Here is a 19,935-nt window from a genome sequence, read left to right on the forward strand (position 1 = left end):
GGGTGGAGGAAGGGGAGATGGAGCGGCGGTCCCGGTTCCGAGACGGCCTCATGGGGTGCGTTCGCGCAGCACACCGACGAGTTCGTGCACTCCCAAAGCTGTACGAAATCGCCACAAACCTATACCGAATGCGCACAATCCCATGGTGATTGCGGCGGCAAGTCCTACGGTCGTGTCACCTGCCAACAGCCTCACGGTGCCGACCAGCGGCACGGTGAGGCACAGGGCGACGGCAGTTGCCAGGAGGTATCCGCCGTCGATGAAGGTGAAGCCGGGGTGCCGCCGTACCAACACGGCCGCGACGACGTTCTCCACGACGGTCGCCGCCCCCCAGGACAGGGCGGCGCCGAGGACGCCGAGACGGGGAATGGCGAGGAACCCCACCGTCAGCTGCACCGCGAACGCGACCCCGGTGACCGCCAGATGCCAGGTGCTCTTGCCCGCCATGAGCAGCACGGTCTGGGCGTTTCCCACCCCGACGTTGACCGCCGAGGCGATACAGAGCAGCACCAGCGCGCCGGCCCCCTGATCGAACTCCGGTCCGAACAGCGACAGGACGGTGCCCGGGAAACTCGTGAGCAGGGCGAGCAGCGGCCAGGAGAACAGCACGATCCAGCGCGTCGAGACACGGTGCAGATGGGAGGCCTGCGGGAGGTCACCGAGGGCGAGGAGACGGCTGATCTCCGGAGCCACGGCCAGCCGGATGGCGAGTTGGAGGAGTGTCGCCGCGATGACCACGCGTCCGACCGCGGTGTAGATACCGGCCTCTTCGCTCGTCGCCAGGGAGGACAGCAGGACGACGCCCAGCCAGACCGCGCTGATGTCGAAGACGGACGAGATCGCCCGGGGGGCGGCGAACGCCCAGAACCCACGCCTGGTGGCGGTCTCCTGCACGGCGGTCTCCGGTACGCAGACATGTCCCGGACTGCTGCGACGGCACCTGCGCAGTGCGAGCCAGGCGAAGAGGAAACCGGCCAGCGAGGGCACGAGCCAGGCGGCGGCCAGAGTCAGCACACCCGGGGCGAGCAGCAGGACCGGTACGGCGATCAGCACGCGCAGTACCGGCTTCCCGATCTGCTCGACACCGACGTACGGGATCACGGTGCCGTGGCCCTGGGTGGCGCCCAGCAGGATCAGGGTGACCGTGGCCAGGGGGAGGAACACGGCGAACAGCCGGACCAGGGTCACCGCGTCCCCCGGCGCGAGACTCGGCAGCAGCGCGGTGGCCGTGCCGGGCGACAGGAAGAGCAGTGCGGCGGCCGTGGTGCTCGCCAGGGCTCCTGGCACGACCGCGCTGCGCAGCAGTGCGCCCACCTTGCGGCCGCCGGTGATGGCCAGGTCGCCGGGGAGGAAGCGCACCAGCCCGGTGTCGGCGCCCAGCTTGCAGGTGTTGCACAGGATGGTGAAGGCAGCGACGCCGGTGAACACAGCTCCGGCCCCGTACGCCCCGAGCCCTCGGGTGACCAGGGTGACCAGGACGTAGCCGAAGACCGCGTTGACCGTCGAGCCCAGGAAGCCCCACCAACCGCCGCGTGCCGTGGCGGCGACCCCGGACCGGACGGTCGACCGGCCGGTGGCCGGGACGGTCGTACCGGAGGTGCTCACCGGGAGGTGGTGAGCGTGTCGTCCCGCACCGGCGCGGTCGGCTTCGCCGCGGCGTCGTCGGCCGGAGCGGACGGTGTCGTGGACGCGTTCCGCTCCCGCAGCCGGCGCACCGGCTCGCTGGCCCTGACACGGCGGAGCAAGCCGGGTCGGGTGCCGTCGTGGAGGGCCGCGCCCACGAGGTGCCCGCCCAGGCAGCTGACCAGCTCGTGGACCCGCCTGAGGTCGTCGCGCCTGATGTCGTCCAGCGCGCCCACCACGAGAACGCCGTCCACGCACGGGGCGAGCGCCAGACCGTCGCCGTGTTCCAGCAGGGGCGGGCTCAGGAAGAGCGTCGACCCGCCGGAGTCGGCATCCGGCACGGCACGTGCCGCCGGGACCGCCGGCCCGTCGTCGCCGGTGGTGCCGCGGCTGTGGGGGCAGAGCGTGAAGCGCCCGGCGGTGCCCGCGTCGACGACCACTGCACCCTCGGGGACGTCGTCCGGCTCGGGGGCGCCGGCCGACAGTGGCAGTCGTGCCCACAGGGCGGGGGTGTGCGCGGTGGCGTCCACCAGTCGTACGTCGTCACCGGACTCGGCGAGGGCGGCGGCGAGATTCACGGCGACGGCTTCGGCACCTCGCTGCTGCCGCGGCGCCACGATCATGAGCCTGCCCGCGGACATACGGCCGTCGCTGCCCCGCAGCCGCAGGGCGAGGGCGCGGTACGCCTCCGCGCGGCTGCCGTCCGCCCGGCCGACCTCCAGCAGTTCGCCCTCGGTGCCGGGGACCGGGAGGATGCCCAGCACGGGAGCGTGCAGTGCCTCCTGGACCTCGCCGACCGAGCGCGCCCGTGGTTCGAGGGCGGATCGCAGCCAGGCGAGCACGACACCCAGGATGAGACCGCCGAGCAGGCCGGCCCCGACGAGCCAGCCGGGGGCGGGCCCCGCGGGTCGCGCCGCCGGCTCGGCCCTGCGGACGATGTCGCCGGCGAAGGGGTCGTAGGTCCTGACGTCCGAGACCTTCTTGCGCAGGATGCCGACCTGCTCCCGCAGTCCCGCTGCGCCGGCGACGGGCGGGGCGCCCTTCTTCGTGTCGAGCTGCTTGGTCAGCTCGGCGATCTGCCGCTCCAGTCCGGCGGCCATCCGGGCGGCCATGGCCTCGGAGCGGTCCTGGCGATCGGCGAGGTAGGCCCGGGCGAACGCGTTGGTGACCCGAGCCGCGCGCTGCGCGGTGCCCGCCGTGTACTCGAACCGGAGGACCTGGGTGTCCGGGAGGTTCGTCACGCGCAGGTCCGCCAGCAGCGCGTCGGCGCCGGGCTCGTACCGCAGTTCCGTCGCCGCCCGGGCCGCGACGTTCGCGCTGAGCGCGATCTGCCGCTCCGTGCCCATGCTCACCTGGCTGTCGGCGCCCACCCCGATCGTGCTGAAGGGGTCGGACCTGGCGCGCACGAGCACTTCGCCGGCGGAGGTGTAACTGCCCGAGCTCAGCAGGGCCAGGAGCAGCCCGCCGAGCAGCCCCAGGACCACGCCCAGCACGATGGTCGCGCGGTACCTCAGCAGCAGGCGCACCTGGTCGCGCAGCTCGTCGGGGTCGTCGTACCGATCGTCGAAACCGGCGGCGCTGGTCACGGGTGCCTCCTGTGGCCGGGGATGAGTGCGTGGCCCGCGGTGGCGGGTGGCCGCACCGGGGCCGGGAGCCCGGGCGGCCCGGCGGCGCGGGTGAGGAAGAGCGGAACGATCAGGAGCAGTGCGAGGGGCGCGACGATGGCCATGAGGCTGCCGCGCAGGAAGATCAACTGGTAGAAGGCGAAGGCGGGCACCAGCAGAAGCGCCAGGGAGCTCCGCCGGCCCTGCAGCCGTGCCCGGATGTCGTCCACCCGGCGTCCGGCCGCGCCCAGCAGGCAGAAGACCGCGACGACACACAGCGGACCGCCCCACAGGTAGCTCTCGATCCACAGCGGAGCAGAGAGGTTGTGGAAGTCGTAGCGCGCGTACTCGGCGAATTCGATACCGGTGGCCTGCGGTTTTCCGGGCCACATCGTGCGGGGGATCACGACCAGGACGACACCGAGCAGGGCCGACGGCGAGAAGCCGTTCTCCTGCACATAGTCGATGCCGGTCTGCATTTGCTGAAATGCGTCGTAATCCATGGTGGTGCTGAACTGCTCCGCGAGTCCGACGACTTGGAGCGCTTCACGCTCGTCGTACCGGAAGTAGTCGCTGTACGGGAAAGCGAACAGCACCACGGCCGTGATGGCCACGGCGATGCCGCGAAAGACCCGCGGGGTGTTGAACCGGGGCCATGAGAAAAGCAGCACCAGAAGGACGGTGCCGGCCCAGAAACGCGGCCTGCTGATGGGGTTGTTGACGATCACGTTGAGCGCGAGCAGGGCCGGGAGCAGCATCCAACGGACCGCGCGCAGCAACCGGTCGCCGGCGGCCCGGCGGGGCAGGTGGACCAGGGCCACCAGGGACCAGAAGGCCGGGACGGCGAGGCACCAGACGCGCAGCGCGTGCGCGGTGTCCGACTGGGTGTCCGACTGCCACAGCGCCTGTCTGCTGGTGAAGTAGGCCCGCAGACCGCCTTCCTGCCCGGGGATCAGCAGGGCCGCGAGCAGCAGCGACAGGCCGCACAGGAGGAGCACGGGCAGCGGCGAGAGCGTGCGGGACAGCAGCGGTTCCAGTACGGCCGACCTGCCACGCCTGCGTCCGGCGGCCAGGGCCGCACCCGCGCCGTAGGCGAGGAGTCCGAGTTCCGTCAGCAGGGCGGCCGCGAAAGCGGTCGTCTCACCGCTGCGGTAGCCGAGCGGATAGGTGTCGGTGGCGAGCATGGCGAGCGGCGCCAGGCCGAGCCACACATAGGAGAAGAGCCAGAATCCGAACGCGACCAGGCGCACCGACGTATCGGTGAGCACCCGGGCCAGCCCCACTCCGGTATGCACCGCGACGACGCACTGCACGGCGAGTGCCGTCCCGAATCGCGTGTCGATGGCCTGGAGAATCAGCGCGGGCAGGAAGGCGACGAAAAAGAAGGCCCAGCAGCACACTGCTGCCACGGAACGCTGTTCACCGCCTCGCACCTGCACCCCCGATTGAGCGAGCAAACGAAATGGGTCGACACCGGTAGATTTATAGCCCAAAGGCCCGGTCGATCCGCCGCATTTCAGAGGGCGTTTCACATGACGTGAATTACTATGAAGCCACAATAATCACGGAGTGGCGCGACTTGCCGCCCGCAGAATTTCCTCGAACCGCGAAGCACACCCCTCCAGGGCGAACTCCCGCTCGGCCAGCGCCCGGCTCTCCTTGCCCAGCGACTCCGCCCTGGCCGGGTCGTTCAGTACCTCGCGGACCCATGTGGCCGCGTCGGACAGCGAGGACTCGTCGGGGGCGAACACCGGCGAGCCGGCCCGGCGGAGCAGCTTGGCCGCGAGATTGTCCGCGGGCATCAGGCCCAGCACCGGGCGGCCGGCGCACAGATAGGACAGCGTCTTGGAGGGGACCGAGAACTCCCCCGCGTCCGCCGTCAGCAGCACGACCAGCACATCGCCCGCGCCCAGCACCTCGGGCAGCCGCTCGTAGGGCTGGAAGGGCAACAGGGTCAGCTCGACACCGCGGGCGTCGGCGGCCTCCTTGATGACCGGGACGGCCGGTCCGTCGTTGACGACGACGAGGCGGACCCGTTCGCCCTGTTCGCGCAGTGTCTCTGCCAGCCGCACCAGCAGGACGGGGTTGTGCTTGAGGCCGATCGTGCCCGAGTACAGCACGGTCCTGACGCCGGTGAGGCCGTGCTCCTGCGACCACGCGTTGGCGCGGGGCACGGGGAGGATCTCGTCCAGCGGCGCCCAGTTGGGAATGACGGTGGCCTTGGCGGCGGTGCCCCACTCCCGGTGGACCCGCACGAAGGAGTCGGCGATCACGACGATCGCCGAGGCTCGTCGCGCCGACCACTTCTCGCCCTGCTCGAAGACCCGGGCGGCCACGCCCATCAGCTTCGACACCCCGGCGGCGGCGAAGCTCTTCAGGGCGACCGCGGTGATGTCCTGGTGCCACAGCACCCACGGGATCCGCAGCGCCTTCAGCGCCGACGCGGCCACGACGAGGGTCGGGATCGGCAGGTTCGCCAGCATCGCCACGTCCGGCTTCTCGCGCCGTACCTGCCGTGCCAGCTCCAGCCCCAGCCGCGTCTCCTTGAAGAGGCGTCGGACGTAGGCACCCTTGTCCAGTACGACGCGGTCGCCGATGGTGACGAAGCGGAGGCCGACGACCGCGTCCTCGGCGAGGTTGCCCTTCCCCGAGACGTAGGCCGAGCAGGTCGAGTGGACGACGTCATGACCGCGGTACGCCAGTTCACGGCTGAGCTGGGCCTGGAACGGGTGCCCGCTGTAGTCGTGGACGAGGATCCTCATGTACTGCTCTCCCGGCCGGTTCGAGGGATCAGGAACGAGCGCGCTTGACCTGGTCGTAGACCCAGGCGTAGGTCTTCTCCAGCCCGTCGGCCAGCGGGATCGACGGCTCCCAGCCGTACAGTTCGCGGATCAGGCCGTTGTCGGAGTTACGGCCGCGTACGCCCTGCGGCGCGTCCAGCCGGTAGGCGCGCTCGCAGCGGATGCCCGCGATCTCCTCGACGATGTCGACCAGTTGGTTGATGGTGACCAGCTCGGAGGAGCCGAGGTTGACCGGGACGTTGCCGGCGCCGTTCATGAGCATCCGCGTGCCGTGCAGGCAGTCGTCGATGTACATGAAGGAACGGGTCTGCCGGCCGTCGCCCCAGATGTCGATCCGGTGCTCACCGGAGGTGACCGCCTCGGCGATCTTGCGGCACACGGCCGCCGGGGCCTTCTCGCGGCCGCCGGTCCAGGTGCCCGCAGGGCCGTAGACATTGTGGTAGCGCGCGACACGGCAGGTGAACCCGTAGTCCTCCTCGAAGTGGCGGCACATGCGCTCCGAGAAGAGCTTCTCCCAGCCGTAGCCGTCCTCGGGCTGCGCCGGGTAGGCGTCCTCCTCCTTGAGGGCGGTGACTTTCGGGTCGCTCTGCTTGCCGGCTGCGTACACGCAGGCGGACGAGGAGTAGAAATAGCGCTCCACACCGGCCTCGTGCGCGGCCTTGAGCATGTGGGTGCTGGTCAGCACCGACATCATGCAGGCGGCCTTGTGGTTCTCGATGAATCCCATGCCGCCCATGTCGGCGGCCAGCATGTACACCTGACGGGCGTTCCGGACGGCTGTGCGGGCGCTTTCGAGGAGGGACAGATCGGCGACGACGTTCTCGGCGCCGGCGTGCACCTGCTGCCACTCATGCTGCGGCTTGATGTCGACACACCGAACGGTCAGCCCCTGGGACAAAAGGTCGGCCGCGAGATGCCCACCGATGAATCCCCCGCCACCCGCGACAACGACATCCACCTGCTTGCTCATGGCAGCTCCTTCTGGAAAGCCGGAATCCGACTGGCAGATTAATCACTGTTTACACCTTTTCATGTGATATGCCGCGCGTTTCCGCATCACAAGGTGCCCGATACCTCCGTCCGAGTTCGCGTCAGGACAGCTCCCGCAGCCACTTGGCAAAGAACGCCGGAAGGAGCACGACGTGGGCCACGAGCAGGGCGACGTACAGCGCGAGGAACAGCTTCTGGCTCCCCAGGCACAGGAAAATCAGGCAGAACAGCCCGTAATCCACAGGCAAGAGGGCCATGCCACGAACGCTGGAAGCCGGGGCCGGCGGTCCGGTGGGCGGTTTCACGCTTCGCCTTCTGAGCTGTTCCGTGAGAATCCCTCCGAAGAACAGCAGGACAGCGGCGAACTGGAAGATGACCGGGAGCAGCAGCGCGGGCTGCGTCAGATCGAAGAAGCGGTAGAAGGAAATCAGCACCGCCGCGTGAATGCCCAGGATTTTCGCGCAGTCCACCACATGGTCCAGCCACTCCCCGGAAAGGCTGGACGACCGGTGCAGCCTGGCCAGCTGACCGTCCGCGGAATCGAGCGCGAACCCGAGAAGCAGAGCGAGTGAGACCCACTGCCCCAACACATAGGAAGGTGGGCGGAGAGCAATCGTGAAAACGGCCGCGAAGGTGATCAGCGCGCTGACGGCCGTCACATGGTTGGGCGAGAGTCCGATGCGGTACGCCGCTGCCGCGAGCAGTCTCCCGGCCGGCCGGTTGACGAACCGGGAGTAGAAGGAGACCCCCTGGGCGGGTTTCTGCACCTTCGAGAGCTGCTGCAGCGTGCTGGAGAATTCCATTACCTCGACCTCGTGCGTGAACGGGCGGGAGGATCAACCGCGTACCGAATTCCCGGAGTCGTCCGCGCGCGAGCTAATCCCGAGAGGGGGCGTGACAGGCACCCCGATAGATCGCCTCCAGCCGATCCGTCACCGCATGGATCGAGAACGCCTCCCGGACGGCGCGATGCCCCGCCCCCACGAGGGCGTCCCTCTTGGCGTCGTCGGCCAGCACACCGCACACCGCGTCGGCCAGCGCTTCGGGACTGCCGTCGGTGACCATCGCCGCCCCCCGGTGGGCCAGCTCGTCCGCGATGCCGCAGCTGTCCGTGCACACCACGGGGGTGCCGGCCGAGAGAGCCTCCATCACGGTCATCGGGAACGGCTCGTCCACACTGGGCAGCACGTAGACCGCCGCCCTCGCATACGCCCGTACCGCCTCCGGATGCCGCAGCGCCCCGCCGTAGGAGACGATCCCCTGCAGCCCATGGGCGGCGATCAGCCGGCGCACCGTCGGCAGCATCCCCTCGTCCGCCCCGTGGATCGTGAACCGGGCGTCAGGCATCCGCCGGTGCACCAGAGCGGCCATCTCGACGAAGGCCTCCGGACGCTTGCGCGGATGCAGTCTGGCGAGGAAGAGCACCTCCCGCTCGCGCCGCGGCTGCTCCGCCCCTCCCCCGCGCTCGGGTCGCACCCCGTTGGGCAGGGTCATCAGCGGCGGACCGTCGGCGCCGATGACCTCGGCCACGGCCCGGCGCTCGTGCTCGGTGAGAACCAGGCAGCCATGCGCCCGACGCAGCAGCGGCACGTACACGCGGTCGAAGAGCCTGGCGACGGCCGCGTGCCGGGGCTGGACCATGCCGTGCGTCTGCGCGAAGAACTTCTTGCGGCGCAGCGCGGCGACGGCGAGTGCCGCGAGCGAGACGAGGTCGCGCCCCGCGTGCACATGGACCACGTCGGCCCTGCCCATCGACACCCACAGGTCCCTGACCAGCAGCGGATGCATCAGCCCGGTGAAGCGCCCCGGCAGCAGCGAGCGGGCCGGACGCGTCTGCAGCGGCACCGAGCCGAGGCGTTGCGGTGCCGAGGACCTGCCCCGCCACAGCGACACCAGCTTGACCTCGTGTCCGCGGGCGGCGCACTCCTCCAGGTGCCCGGCGGCCACGCTCGTCGGACCGCCGTACGCTCCGTCGTCGCTGACGAGCGTCACCACGTGGACGACTCTCATGCCGCGACCCCACAGGTGATGACCTCACCGGGGGCGACGTCACGGTGGGCGACCGCCGAGGCACCGACCACCGCACCGCGGCCGACGGTCACACCGCGCAGTACGACGGCCCGGGCCGCGACCCACGATCCGGGCTCCAGACGGATGGGCCCATTGTCGAACTCCATGGTGGGACTGCGGTGTTGGTGACTTCCGGTGCACAGGAACGCGTCCTGCGAGACACATACGTCGCTGCCGATGGTGATCGGCTGCAGGTTCAGCAACCAGGCGCCCTCACCGATCCAGACGTCGTCGCCGACGGACAGCCGCCAGGGCCAGTGCACCCGGACACCGTGCCGGATCAGCGCCCGCCGCCCGACCCGCGCACCGAACGCCCGCAGCACTGCGGGCCGCCAGCGGGCCGGGAACCACCACTTGCGGAACACGAGATGCATGACGGCGAACCACGCAGCCTGGACCAGCCAGGGCCGCCCCTTGTCGTAGCCCGCCCCTGTGAAACCCCGCAGGGAACGCTCGACTACGGCCCTGTGATGGGCCTCGCCCGCGCGGGCGGCCCCACCAGGCGGCGCAGCGGTCTCTGACATGGCGGCGCCCTTCCCGAAATGCGGCGAAACTGTATTTACGTGTATTTACTATGACCGCATCGCAAGCACCAGCACATACAGGCGTGTTGCCGACGCCCTCGACTGCCCGGCGCAGCCGCCGTAGCGATGTTCGCCCTTTCCAGTGCCCTGCAACCCGGACGGCCCAGGGAAAGGAATCCCCGGGGACTGCCGCCGGTCCGATTGTGCAAATAATCAGACTGCCTACAAAGGGCGCAATCAGGCAGATCAAGAGCAAAAGGAGCACTCATCGTGCGAGTAACCAGTCGAGCGACCACACGGCCGACGCGAGCGAGATGGGGAGCGCGCTGCGTCGGCCTCGGCCTGACCACGGCGCTGGCGGTCACCTTCGGAGCCGGTCCCGCGTCGGCACAGCCGGGGCCGCAGCTGATGGCCGAGGTGGCACCCGTCGAGTACACGGCTGAGGTGAACCCGGACTGCGTGGACATCAACGGGTTCACCCTGGAGGTCGACACGGACGACGCGCCCGTAGACGGGGAGGTGCTCAACTTCTCTTCTGGCGGCCAGGACGGAACGATCACCCTCGGCGTCACGGAGGGTGATCAAGGGCAGCTTCTCTCGTTCGATTTCGGCGTCGACAGCCTCTTCGCCGCCGGTGCGGTCATCGTCAAGGGCGGCAACAACGCGAACATCTACGACTACCGGCCGACGATGGCCGGCCAGATCGAGGCCGACGAGACGCTCCATGCCCCGATCAACCCCAGCGGTGGCTTCGCGGACCTGAGCCACGTCGCCTTCTGCATCGTCCCGGACGGCGACAACACCTGACGCCCTAGAGGCACACAGCAAAGGGGCCCGTACGACAGAAGTCGTACGGGCCCCTTCAGGAGCTCGCGCTGGAGCTACCAGGTCAAATCAACAAGCTTACTTGTTGATCTTGGTGACCTGGCCGGCGCCGACCGTCCGGCCACCCTCACGGATGGCGAACTTCAGGCCCTCTTCCATGGCGACGGGCTGGATGAGCTCCACCTTCATCTCGGTGTTGTCACCCGGCATGACCATCTCGGTGCCCTCGGGGAGGGTCACAACGCCGGTCACGTCCGTCGTACGGAAGTAGAACTGCGGACGGTAGTTGTTGAAGAACGGCGTGTGGCGGCCACCCTCGTCCTTGGACAGGATGTAGGCCTGGGCCTCGAACTCGGTGTGCGGCGTAACCGAACCGGGCTTGATGATGACCTGGCCGCGCTCGACGTCCTCGCGCTTGATGCCGCGGAGCAGCAGACCGACGTTCTCACCGGCCTGGCCCTCGTCGAGCAGCTTGCGGAACATCTCGATGCCGGTGACCGTGGTGGTGGTCTTCTCCTGCTTGATGCCCACGATGTCAACGGTCTCGTTGACCTTCAGGACACCACGCTCGATACGGCCGGTGACGACCGTACCGCGACCGGTGATCGTGAAGACGTCCTCGATCGGCATCAGGAACGGCTTGTCGACGTCACGCTCGGGCTGCGGGATGTTCTCGTCCACGGCCTTCATGAGCTCGAGGACGGTGTTGCCCCACTCCTTGTCGCCCTCAAGGGCCTTGAGCGCCGAGACCTTGACGACCGGCAGGTCGTCGCCCGGGAACTCGTACTCGGAGAGCAGCTCACGAACCTCGAGCTCGACGAGCTCCAGGATCTCCTCGTCGTCCACCATGTCGGCCTTGTTCAGGGCGACGACGATGTACGGAACGCCGACCTGGCGGGCCAGGAGCACGTGCTCCTTGGTCTGCGGCATCGGGCCGTCGGTGGCGGCGACCACGAGGATGGCGCCGTCCATCTGGGCAGCACCGGTGATCATGTTCTTGATGTAGTCCGCGTGACCGGGGCAGTCGACGTGGGCGTAGTGACGCGTCTCGGTCTGGTACTCGACGTGCGCGATGGAGATGGTGATACCGCGCTGGCGCTCCTCGGGAGCCTTGTCGATCTGGTCGAAGGCCGAGGCCTCGTTCAGGTCCGGGTACGCGTCGTGCAGCACCTTGGTAATGGCGGCCGTAAGGGTCGTCTTACCGTGGTCGATGTGACCGATGGTGCCGATGTTGACGTGGGGCTTAGTCCGCTCGAACTTCGCCTTCGCCACGGGGTCCTCCTGTGGAGTGGTTCTGAACGCCTTGCTTCATCGGCGCCAGGTGATCTTTGCTGGAATGCCCGGGCCTCGGGGCAAACATCCGTGTTTGCGGGTGTTTGCCCCTCAAGGCTCCGGAGTCAAGCCTAAAGCGTGTGAACGCGGTGCGTTACTCGCCCTTGGCCTTCGCGATGATCTCCTCGGCGACGTTCCGCGGAACCTCGGCGTAGGAGTCGAACTGCATGGAGTAGCTGGCACGGCCGGACGTCTTGCTGCGCAGGTCGCCGACGTAGCCGAACATCTCCGAGAGGGGCACGAGGCCCTTCACGACGCGAGCACCCGCCCGCTCCTCCATGGCCTGGATCTGGCCACGGCGGGAGTTGATGTCGCCGATGACCTCGCCCATGTAGTCCTCGGGCGTGGTGACCTCGACGGCCATCATCGGCTCAAGGAGCACAGGGCTGGCCTTGCGCGCGGCCTCCTTGAAGGCCTGCGAACCGGCGATCTTGAAGGCGAGCTCCGAGGAGTCGACCTCGTGGTAGCCACCGTCGATGAGGGTGACGCGCACGCCGGTCATCTCGTAACCGGCGAGGATGCCGAACTGCATGGCCTCCTGCGCACCGGCGTCGACCGAAGGGATGTACTCCTTCGGGATACGACCACCGGTCACCTTGTTCACGAACTCGTACGAGGCGTCGCCGCCCTCGATCGGCTCGATCGCGATCTGCACCTTGGCGAACTGGCCGGTACCACCAGTCTGCTTCTTGTGCGTGTAGTCGACGCGCTCGACGGCCTTGCGGATCGTCTCACGGTAGGCGACCTGCGGCTTGCCGACGTTGGCCTCGACCTTGAACTCACGGCGCATACGGTCGACCAGCACCTCGAGGTGCAGCTCGCCCATACCACCGATGATGGTCTGGCCGGTCTCCTCGTCCGAGTGGACCTGGAAGGACGGGTCCTCCTCGGCCAGGCGCTGGATCGCGACGCCCAGCTTCTCCTGGTCGCCCTTCGACTTGGGCTCGATGGCGACCTGGATGACCGGCGCCGGGAAGTCCATGGACTCCAGGATGACCGGGTTCTTGTCGTCGCTCAGCGTCTCACCGGTGGTGGTCTGCTTGAGGCCCATGACGGCGATGATGTCGCCGGCGCCCACCGAGTCGATCTCCTCACGCTTGTTCGCGTGCATGCGGTAGATCTTGCCGATGCGCTCCTTCTTGCCCTTGACGGAGTTCAGCACGGCGGTGCCGGACTCCAGGCGGCCCGAGTAAACCCGGACGAAGGTGAGCTTGCCGAGGTGCGGGTCGCTCATGATCTTGAACGCCAGCGCGGACAGCGGCTCGTCGTCGGACGGCTTGCGCTTGACGACCAGCTCGGGGTCCTTCACGTCGTGGCCCTCGATGGCCTCGACGTCGAGCGGGGTCGGCAGGTAGCGCACGACCGCGTCGAGCAGGGGCTGGACGCCCTTGTTCTTGAACGCGGTGCCACAGAACACCGGGGTGACCGTGGTGTCGCTGGACTTGCCGGACGCGATGGTGATGCGACGGATCGCGGCGTACAGCTGCTCCTCGGTGGGCTCCTGGCCCTCCAGGTACAGCTCCATGATCTCTTCGTCGTTCTCGGCGACGCCCTCGATCAGCTTGCCGCGGTACTCCTCGGCAGCCTCGGTGTGCGTGGCCGGGATGTCGACGACGTCGTACATCTCGCCCTTGGCGGCCTCGGCGGACCACACGAGCGCCTTCATGCGGACCAGGTCCACAACGCCCTTGAAGTCGGCCTCGGCGCCGATCGGAAGCTGCATGACGAGCGGCTGGGCGCCCAGGCGGTCCGAGATCATGTCCACGCAGCGGTGGAACTCGGCGCCGGTACGGTCCAGCTTGTTCACGAAGCAAATACGCGGCACGCCGTAACGGTCGGCCTGACGCCACACCGTCTCGGACTGCGGCTCGACACCGGCGACACCGTCGAACACCGTCACGGCACCGTCGAGCACACGCAGGGAGCGCTCCACCTCAACGGTGAAGTCGACGTGCCCCGGGGTGTCGATGATGTTGATGGTGTAGTCGTTGTCCTCGAGCGGCCAGTGACAGGTGGTCGCAGCAGACGTGATCGTGATGCCACGCTCCTGCTCCTGCTCCATCCAGTCCATAGTGGCAGCGCCGTCGTGGACCTCACCGATCTTGTAGCTGACGCCGGTGTAGAACAGGATCCGCTCGGTGGTGGTCGTCTTGCCCGCGTCGATGTGGGCCATGATCCCAATGTTGCGGACCTTGGCCAGGTCAAGTGAAGTGGTAGCCATAAGGCTTCAGTCTTCTCTCGGTCTCGATGTGGGTAGCGACTACCAGCGGTAGTGCGCGAAGGCCTTGTTGGACTCGGCCATCTTGTGCGTGTCCTCGCGCTTCTTGACGGCCGCACCGAGGCCGTTCGAAGCGTCGAGAAGCTCGTTGAGCAGACGCTCGGTCATGGTCTTCTCGCGACGGGCGCGGGAGTAGCCGACGAGCCAGCGCAGCGCGAGCGTGTTGGCACGACCGGGCTTGACCTCGATCGGAACCTGGTACGTCGCACCACCGACACGGCGGGACTTGACCTCGAGGGTCGGCTTGATGTTCTCCAGCGCGCGCTTCAGCGTGATGATCGGGTCGTTGCCCGTCTTCTCACGCAGACCTTCCATGGCGCCGTAGACGATGCGCTCGGCGGTGGAGCGCTTGCCGTTCAGCAGCACCTTGTTGATGAGCGACGTCACCAGAGGAGAACCGTAGACCGGGTCGATGATGACCGGGCGCTTCGGGGCGGGGCCCTTACGAGGCATTTCTACTTCTCCTTCTTGGCGCCGTAGCGGGAACGGGCCTGCTTGCGGTTCTTGACACCCTGGGTGTCGAGGGAGCCACGGATGATCTTGTAGCGAACACCCGGCAGGTCCTTCACACGGCCGCCGCGCACGAGCACGATGGAGTGCTCCTGCAGGTTGTGTCCCTCACCCGGAATGTAAGCGGTGACCTCGATCCCGCTGGTCAGACGCACACGCGCGACCTTACGCAGGGCCGAGTTCGGCTTCTTCGGGGTGGTCGTGAACACACGCGTGCAGACGCCACGACGCTGAGGGGAACCCTCGAGTGCGGGCGTCTTGTTCTTCTCGACCTTGTCCTGCCGGCCCTTACGGACCAGCTGCTGGATCGTAGGCACTACTTCTCCGGTTTCTGTGTGCCGAATGGTGAAGCTAACCTGGAACGTCGCCGACCCACGCGGTCGGGTGTGTCGAATCCGGCGGACTCCCGCCGCAAGGCGAAAAAACAGCACAGATTACGGTGGCCGCTCACAGCTCGCGATGCGGGTGAAGGCACGCACGAGAGCCAGGGCACACCCCAGGCACAAGGTCTGAGCGTACCTACCTCATTCGCTGCGGTCAAAACAAATGGGCCTCGCCCGCATCGCCATACGGCCGATGTCAAGACCGTGCGCCGTGTTTGATCTTCGAATCGGCGATCCTGGCATGTCAGCGCCACATCGCAGGATCGACGGAACGACCGCCCACAGCCCTCATGCCGACAGGGCGGCAGCGACGATCATCAGCGTCAGCATGGCCGCCCAGGCCGCGGTCGACAGCCACCCCAGCACGAGGCCGGTGAGGGCGAGGCCGTCCCCGCCCTCACCGGTTCGGCGAATCTCGGAGCGAGCCGCGTGCCCCAGGACGACGGCCGGAATGCCGGTCAGCCCGAAGCTCACGAGGGTCAGGACCCCACAGACCGCGGAACCTACGGCCTTGCCGTTCGTCGGCGGCCGGTGCGTCGCCAGGAACGTCGGTGGGACGGGCGTCACGGGCGCCGGGTGCGGCATGGGGCCCTGCGGCAGGTCGGCGACCAGCAGGGCCAGCTCCCCCACCGTACGAGCCGTGTAGGCCCGTGAGACCCGCTGCTCGAACTCGGGCTGCTCCAGCCGCCCCTCGGCGTAGCCGGCTCTGAGCACGTCCACGGCGCGCTCACGATCGGCGTGCGAGGCGAGCATCGACGGCGCGCTCGGGCCCGTCCACGGCTGCGGCGCGCCGGCGCCGGACCACGGCTGCGGCGCGCTGCTGCCCTTCCATGGCTCCCACGGCTGCCCCGGCTGCCACGACGGATGCGTCATGGAGCACCTCCCCCGTACTGGTCGGAGTCCCTCCATGATGCGCCGAACCGGCACCGAGGGCATCGGGGTCGCCCCCGAGAAAACCCGGAGACGGCCGCGACGGCCCGAAAGGGGCACGGGAAACAGGCCACACACGCCGAAGGGCGGCCACCCCGGAAGGTGACCGCCCTCGATTGTGCCTGACTCAGGCTGCTCGCTTACTGGTTGTACGGACCGTAGTCGTAGTCCTCCAGCGGAACGGCCTGGCCGGAGCCGGTACCGAACGGCGAGTAGTCGATGTCGTCGTAGCCGACAGCCGAGTACATCGCGGCCTTGGCCTCCTCGGTCGGCTCGACCCGGATGTTGCGGTAGCGGGACAGACCCGTACCGGCCGGGATGAGCTTACCGATGATGACGTTCTCCTTGAGGCCGATGAGGCTGTCGGACTTGGCGTTGATCGCCGCATCCGTCAGGACTCGGGTCGTCTCCTGGAAGGAGGCGGCCGACAGCCAGGATTCCGTCGCCAGCGAGGCCTTGGTGATACCCATCAGCTGCGGACGACCGGAGGCCGGGTGACCGCCCTCCTGGACCACACGACGGTTCTCGGTCTCGAACTTCGAGCGCTCGACCAGCTCGCCGGGCAGCAGCTCGGCGTCGCCGGACTCGATGATCGTCACGCGGCGCAGCATCTGCCGGATGATGATCTCGATGTGCTTGTCGTGGATCGACACACCCTGCGAGTTGTAGACCTTCTGGACCTCGCCGACCAGGTGGACCTGGACGGCACGCTGACCCAGGATGCGCAGCACGTCGTGCGGGTTGGTGGCACCCACGGTGAGCTTCTGGCCCACCTCGACGTGCTCGCCCTCGCTGACCAGGAGTCGGGCACGCTTCGAGATCGGGAACGCCGTCTCGTCGCTGCCGTCGTCCGGGGTGACGACGAGCTTCTTGGTCTTCTCGGTCTCCTCGATCCGGACGCGGCCGGTGGCCTCGGAGATCGGGGCGACACCCTTCGGGGTACGGGCCTCGAAGAGCTCGACGACACGCGGCAGACCCTGGGTGATGTCGTCACCGGCCACACCACCGGTGTGGAAGGTACGCATCGTCAGCTGGGTACCGGGCTCACCGATGGACTGGGCGGCGATGATGCCGACCGCCTCACCGATGTCGACCAGCTTGCCGGTGGCGAGCGAGCGGCCGTAGCACATGGCGCAGGTGCCGACGGCGGACTCACAGGTCAGGACCGAGCGGGTCTTGACCTCCTCGATGCCGGCCTTGACCAGCTGGTCGATGAGGACGTCACCGAGGTCGACGCCCGCCGGGGCGAGCACCTTGCCGTCGACGACGATGTCCTCGGCGAGGCAGCGCGCGTACACGCTGGTCTCGGCGTTGTCCGCCTTGCGCAGCACACCGTCCGCGCCGCGCTCCGCGATGTGGAGCTTGAGGCCACGCTCGGTGCCGCAGTCCTCCTCGCGGATGATGACGTCCTGGGAGACGTCGACCAGACGACGGGTGAGGTAACCCGAGTCGGCGGTACGAAGGGCGGTGTCCGCCAGACCCTTACGCGCACCGTGCGTGGAGATGAAGTACTCCAGCACGGACAGACCCTCACGGAACGAGGCCTTGATCGGACGCGGGATGGTCTCGTTCTTCGCGTTCGACACCAGACCACGCATACCGGCAATCTGACGCATCTGCATCATGTTGCCTCGTGCACCCGAGTTCACCATCATGAAGATCGGGTTGGTCTTCGGGAAGTTCTCGTTCATCGCCTCGGCAACCTCGTTGGTCGCCTTGGTCCAGATCGCGATGAGCTCCTGCGTGCGCTCGTCCTTGGTGATCAGACCGCGCTCGTACTGCTTCTGGACCTTCTCGTCCTGCGCCTCGTAGCCCTTGACGATCTCCTTCTTCGCCTCGGGAACGACGACGTCGGAGATGGCGACGGTGACGCCGGAACGGGTGGCCCAGTAGAAGCCGGACGCCTTCAGGTTGTCGAGCGTCGCCGCCACGATGACCTTCGGGTAGCGCTCGGCGAGGTCGTTGACGATCTCGGAGAGCTGCTTCTTGCCGACCTCGTAGTCGACGAACGGGTAGTCCTCGGGCAGCAGTTCGTTGAAGAGCGCACGGCCGAGCGTGGTCTTCAGACGGAAGCTGTCACCCTGCTGCCACTCCGGCTCGCCCTCTTCCTGGGCGGGCGGCATCCAGCCACGCGGCGGGATGGTGCCCACCGGGAAGCGGATGTCGATCTTCGACTGGAGCGAGAGCTCGCCGGCGTCGAAGGCCATGATCGCCTCGGCCACGGACGAGAAGCCGCGGTCCGCGCCCTTCACGTTCCGCATCTCGCTGTCCGTGGTGAGGAAGAACAGACCGAGGACCATGTCCTGGGTCGGCATCGTCACCGGACGGCCGTCGGCGGGCTTGAGGATGTTGTTCGAGGACAGCATCAGGATGCGGGCCTCGGCCTGCGCCTCCGCGGACAGCGGCAGGTGCACGGCCATCTGGTCACCGTCGAAGTCCGCGTTGAACGCGGTGCAGACGAGCGGGTGGATCTGGATGGCCTTGCCCTCGACCAGCTGCGGTTCGAAGGCCTGGATGCCGAGGCGGTGCAGGGTGGGAGCACGGTTCAGCAGAACCGGGTGCTCGGCGATGACCTCTTCGAGGACGTCGTACACGACCGTGCGGCCGCGCTCCACCATGCGCTTGGCGCTCTTGATGTTCTGCGCGTGGTTCAGGTCGACCAGGCGCTTCATCACGAACGGCTTGAAGAGCTCCAGCGCCATCGCCTTGGGCAGACCGCACTGGTGCAGCTTCAGCTGCGGACCGACGACGATCACGGAACGCGCGGAGTAGTCCACACGCTTACCGAGCAGGTTCTGACGGAATCGACCCTGCTTACCCTTCAGCATGTCGCTGAGGGACTTCAGCGGACGGTTACCGGGACCGGTGACCGGGCGACCACGACGACCGTTGTCGAACAGCGCGTCGACGGCCTCCTGGAGCATGCGCTTCTCGTTGTTCACGATGATCTCGGGCGCACCGAGGTCGAGAAGGCGCTTCAGTCGGTTGTTCCGGTTGATCACACGGCGGTACAGGTCGTTCAGGTCGGAGGTCGCGAAGCGGCCACCGTCCAGCTGCACCATCGGGCGAAGGTCCGGCGGGATGACCGGCACGCAGTCGAGCACCATGCCCTTGGGGCTGTTGCTGGTCTGCAGGAACGCGGAGACGACCTTCAGGCGCTTGAGCGCACGGGTCTTCTTCTGGCCCTTGCCGGTGCGGATGATCTCGCGGAGCTTCTCGGCTTCCTCGTCGAGGTCGAAGGACTCCAGGCGCTTCTGCAGCGCCGCGGCACCCATCGAGCCGTCGAAGTACGTGCCGAAGCGGTCACGCAGCTCGCGGTAGAGCAGCTCGTCGCCCTCGAGGTCCTGGACCTTGAGGTTCTTGAACCGGGTCCACACCTCGTCGAGACGGTCGATCTCGCGCTGCGCACGGTCGCGCAGCTGCTTCATCTCACGCTCGGCGCCCTCGCGCACCTTGCGGCGCACGTCGGCCTTGGCACCCTCGGCCTCGAGCTCGGCCAGGTCGGTCTCGAGCTTCTTGGCGCGGGCCTCCAGGTCGGCGTCCCGCCGGTTCTCGACCTGCTGCCGCTCGACGGAGACGTGCGCCTCCAGGGAGGGCAGGTCACGCGTACGGCGCTCCTCGTCGACGTACGTGATCATGTACGCCGCGAAGTAGATGACCTTCTCGAGGTCCTTGGGAGCCAGGTCGAGCAGGTAGCCCAGCCGGCTCGGGACACCCTTGAAGTACCAGATGTGCGTGACGGGCGCGGCCAGCTCGATGTGGCCCATCCGCTCACGACGCACCTTGGCGCGAGTGACCTCGACGCCGCAGCGCTCACAGATGATGCCCTTGAAGCGGACACGCTTGTACTTGCCGCAGTAGCACTCCCAGTCCCGGGTCGGACCGAAGATCTTCTCGCAGAAGAGTCCGTCCTTTTCGGGCTTGAGGGTGCGGTAGTTGATGGTCTCGGGCTTCTTGACCTCGCCGTGGCTCCACTGACGGATGTCGTCAGCGGTGGCCAGACCGATCCGGAGCTCATCGAAGAAGTTGACGTCGAGCACTATGCGTCAATCCCTCTCAGGGTTG

Annotated in this window: 15 protein-coding genes; 1 reads left to right on the top strand and 14 read right to left on the bottom strand. The window is 67.8% G+C overall.

Features of this window, described 5'->3' with window-relative positions:
• Positions 1-48: 48 nt before the first annotated feature.
• The 8 genes from OG331_RS21180 to OG331_RS21215 form a co-directional block, all read right to left on the bottom strand.
• Complete coding sequence (locus OG331_RS21180; protein WP_406198506.1) at positions 49-1,605, bottom strand: oligosaccharide flippase family protein; 1,557 nt, start codon at positions 1,603-1,605, stop codon at positions 49-51.
• Complete coding sequence (locus OG331_RS21185; RefSeq protein ID WP_406198509.1) at positions 1,602-3,209, bottom strand: hypothetical protein; 1,608 nt, start codon at positions 3,207-3,209, stop codon at positions 1,602-1,604. Before OG331_RS21185 ends, OG331_RS21180 begins: the two co-directional genes overlap by 4 nt.
• Positions 3,206-4,636, bottom strand: coding sequence for a hypothetical protein (locus OG331_RS21190; RefSeq protein WP_406198511.1), 1,431 nt, complete (start codon positions 4,634-4,636; stop codon positions 3,206-3,208). Before OG331_RS21190 ends, OG331_RS21185 begins: the two co-directional genes overlap by 4 nt.
• Positions 4,637-4,789: 153 nt before the next feature.
• Positions 4,790-5,989, bottom strand: a complete 1,200-nt coding sequence (locus OG331_RS21195; RefSeq protein ID WP_406198513.1) for a glycosyltransferase family 4 protein — start codon at positions 5,987-5,989, stop codon at positions 4,790-4,792.
• Between the two features lie 28 nt (positions 5,990-6,017).
• Positions 6,018-6,998, bottom strand: coding sequence for an NAD-dependent epimerase/dehydratase family protein (locus OG331_RS21200; protein WP_406198516.1), 981 nt, complete (start codon positions 6,996-6,998; stop codon positions 6,018-6,020).
• A gap of 121 nt (positions 6,999-7,119) precedes the next feature.
• On the bottom strand, positions 7,120-7,821 hold the full coding sequence (locus tag OG331_RS21205; RefSeq protein ID WP_406198518.1) for a CDP-alcohol phosphatidyltransferase family protein: 702 nt from the start codon (positions 7,819-7,821) through the stop codon (positions 7,120-7,122).
• A 73-nt stretch (positions 7,822-7,894) separates the two neighbouring features.
• Positions 7,895-9,028, bottom strand: coding sequence for a glycosyltransferase (locus tag OG331_RS21210; protein ID WP_406198520.1), 1,134 nt, complete (start codon positions 9,026-9,028; stop codon positions 7,895-7,897).
• Complete coding sequence (locus OG331_RS21215) at positions 9,025-9,612, bottom strand: putative colanic acid biosynthesis acetyltransferase (RefSeq protein ID WP_406198521.1); 588 nt, start codon at positions 9,610-9,612, stop codon at positions 9,025-9,027. The genes OG331_RS21210 and OG331_RS21215 overlap by 4 nt, the downstream gene beginning before the upstream one ends.
• Positions 9,613-9,882: 270 nt before the next feature.
• On the opposite strand from OG331_RS21215, the gene OG331_RS21220 reads away from it, so the two are divergent.
• Positions 9,883-10,419 (top strand): hypothetical protein, encoded by a 537-nt coding sequence (locus tag OG331_RS21220; RefSeq protein WP_406198523.1) that lies wholly within the window; start codon positions 9,883-9,885, stop codon positions 10,417-10,419.
• Between the two features lie 96 nt (positions 10,420-10,515).
• Here the strand turns inward: OG331_RS21220 and tuf are convergent, their stop codons facing one another.
• The 6 genes from tuf to OG331_RS21250 all read right to left on the bottom strand — a co-directional run bounded on the left by tuf (position 10,516) and on the right by OG331_RS21250 (position 19,910).
• Entirely contained in the window at positions 10,516-11,709 is a 1,194-nt protein-coding gene (tuf, locus tag OG331_RS21225; protein ID WP_030046358.1) for an elongation factor Tu, read from the bottom strand.
• A 154-nt stretch (positions 11,710-11,863) separates the two neighbouring features.
• A complete protein-coding gene (fusA, locus tag OG331_RS21230) occupies positions 11,864-13,990 on the bottom strand; it encodes an elongation factor G (RefSeq protein WP_190073629.1) in 2,127 nt (708 codons plus the stop codon).
• Between the two features lie 39 nt (positions 13,991-14,029).
• Positions 14,030-14,500, bottom strand: a complete 471-nt coding sequence (gene rpsG, locus OG331_RS21235; protein WP_003992340.1) for a 30S ribosomal protein S7 — start codon at positions 14,498-14,500, stop codon at positions 14,030-14,032.
• 2 nt (positions 14,501-14,502) lie between these two features.
• The gene (gene rpsL / locus OG331_RS21240) at positions 14,503-14,874 is read right to left on the bottom strand and encodes a 30S ribosomal protein S12 (RefSeq protein WP_003948652.1); all 372 of its coding nucleotides are present in this window, start codon (positions 14,872-14,874) and stop codon (positions 14,503-14,505) included.
• A gap of 354 nt (positions 14,875-15,228) precedes the next feature.
• Positions 15,229-15,813: a DUF1707 and DUF4190 domain-containing protein gene (locus OG331_RS21245; protein ID WP_406198526.1), complete on the bottom strand. Its 585-nt coding sequence runs from the start codon at positions 15,811-15,813 to the stop codon at positions 15,229-15,231.
• 197 nt (positions 15,814-16,010) lie between these two features.
• Positions 16,011-19,910: a DNA-directed RNA polymerase subunit beta' gene (locus OG331_RS21250; protein WP_406198528.1), complete on the bottom strand. Its 3,900-nt coding sequence runs from the start codon at positions 19,908-19,910 to the stop codon at positions 16,011-16,013.
• Positions 19,911-19,935 lie beyond the last annotated feature (25 nt).

The organism is Streptomyces sp. NBC_01017, from assembly GCF_045162795.1.
Lineage (GTDB): Bacteria > Actinomycetota > Actinomycetes > Streptomycetales > Streptomycetaceae > Streptomyces > Streptomyces machairae.

What these genes read in the sequence shown, in the direction of transcription:
- OG331_RS21195 (WP_406198513.1), bottom strand. Translation starts at nt 5,989, where the DNA reads ATGAGGATCCTCGTCCACGACTACAGCGGGCACCCGTTCCAGGCCCAG.
- OG331_RS21200 (WP_406198516.1), bottom strand. Translation starts at nt 6,998, where the DNA reads ATGAGCAAGCAGGTGGATGTCGTTGTCGCGGGTGGCGGGGGATTCATC.
- OG331_RS21205 (WP_406198518.1), bottom strand. Translation starts at nt 7,821, where the DNA reads ATGGAATTCTCCAGCACGCTGCAGCAGCTCTCGAAGGTGCAGAAACCC.
- OG331_RS21210 (WP_406198520.1), bottom strand. Translation starts at nt 9,028, where the DNA reads ATGAGAGTCGTCCACGTGGTGACGCTCGTCAGCGACGACGGAGCGTAC.
- OG331_RS21215 (WP_406198521.1), bottom strand. Translation starts at nt 9,612, where the DNA reads ATGTCAGAGACCGCTGCGCCGCCTGGTGGGGCCGCCCGCGCGGGCGAG.
- fusA (WP_190073629.1), bottom strand. Translation starts at nt 13,990, where the DNA reads ATGGCTACCACTTCACTTGACCTGGCCAAGGTCCGCAACATTGGGATC.
- rpsG (WP_003992340.1), bottom strand. Translation starts at nt 14,500, where the DNA reads ATGCCTCGTAAGGGCCCCGCCCCGAAGCGCCCGGTCATCATCGACCCG.
- OG331_RS21245 (WP_406198526.1), bottom strand. Translation starts at nt 15,813, where the DNA reads ATGACGCATCCGTCGTGGCAGCCGGGGCAGCCGTGGGAGCCATGGAAG.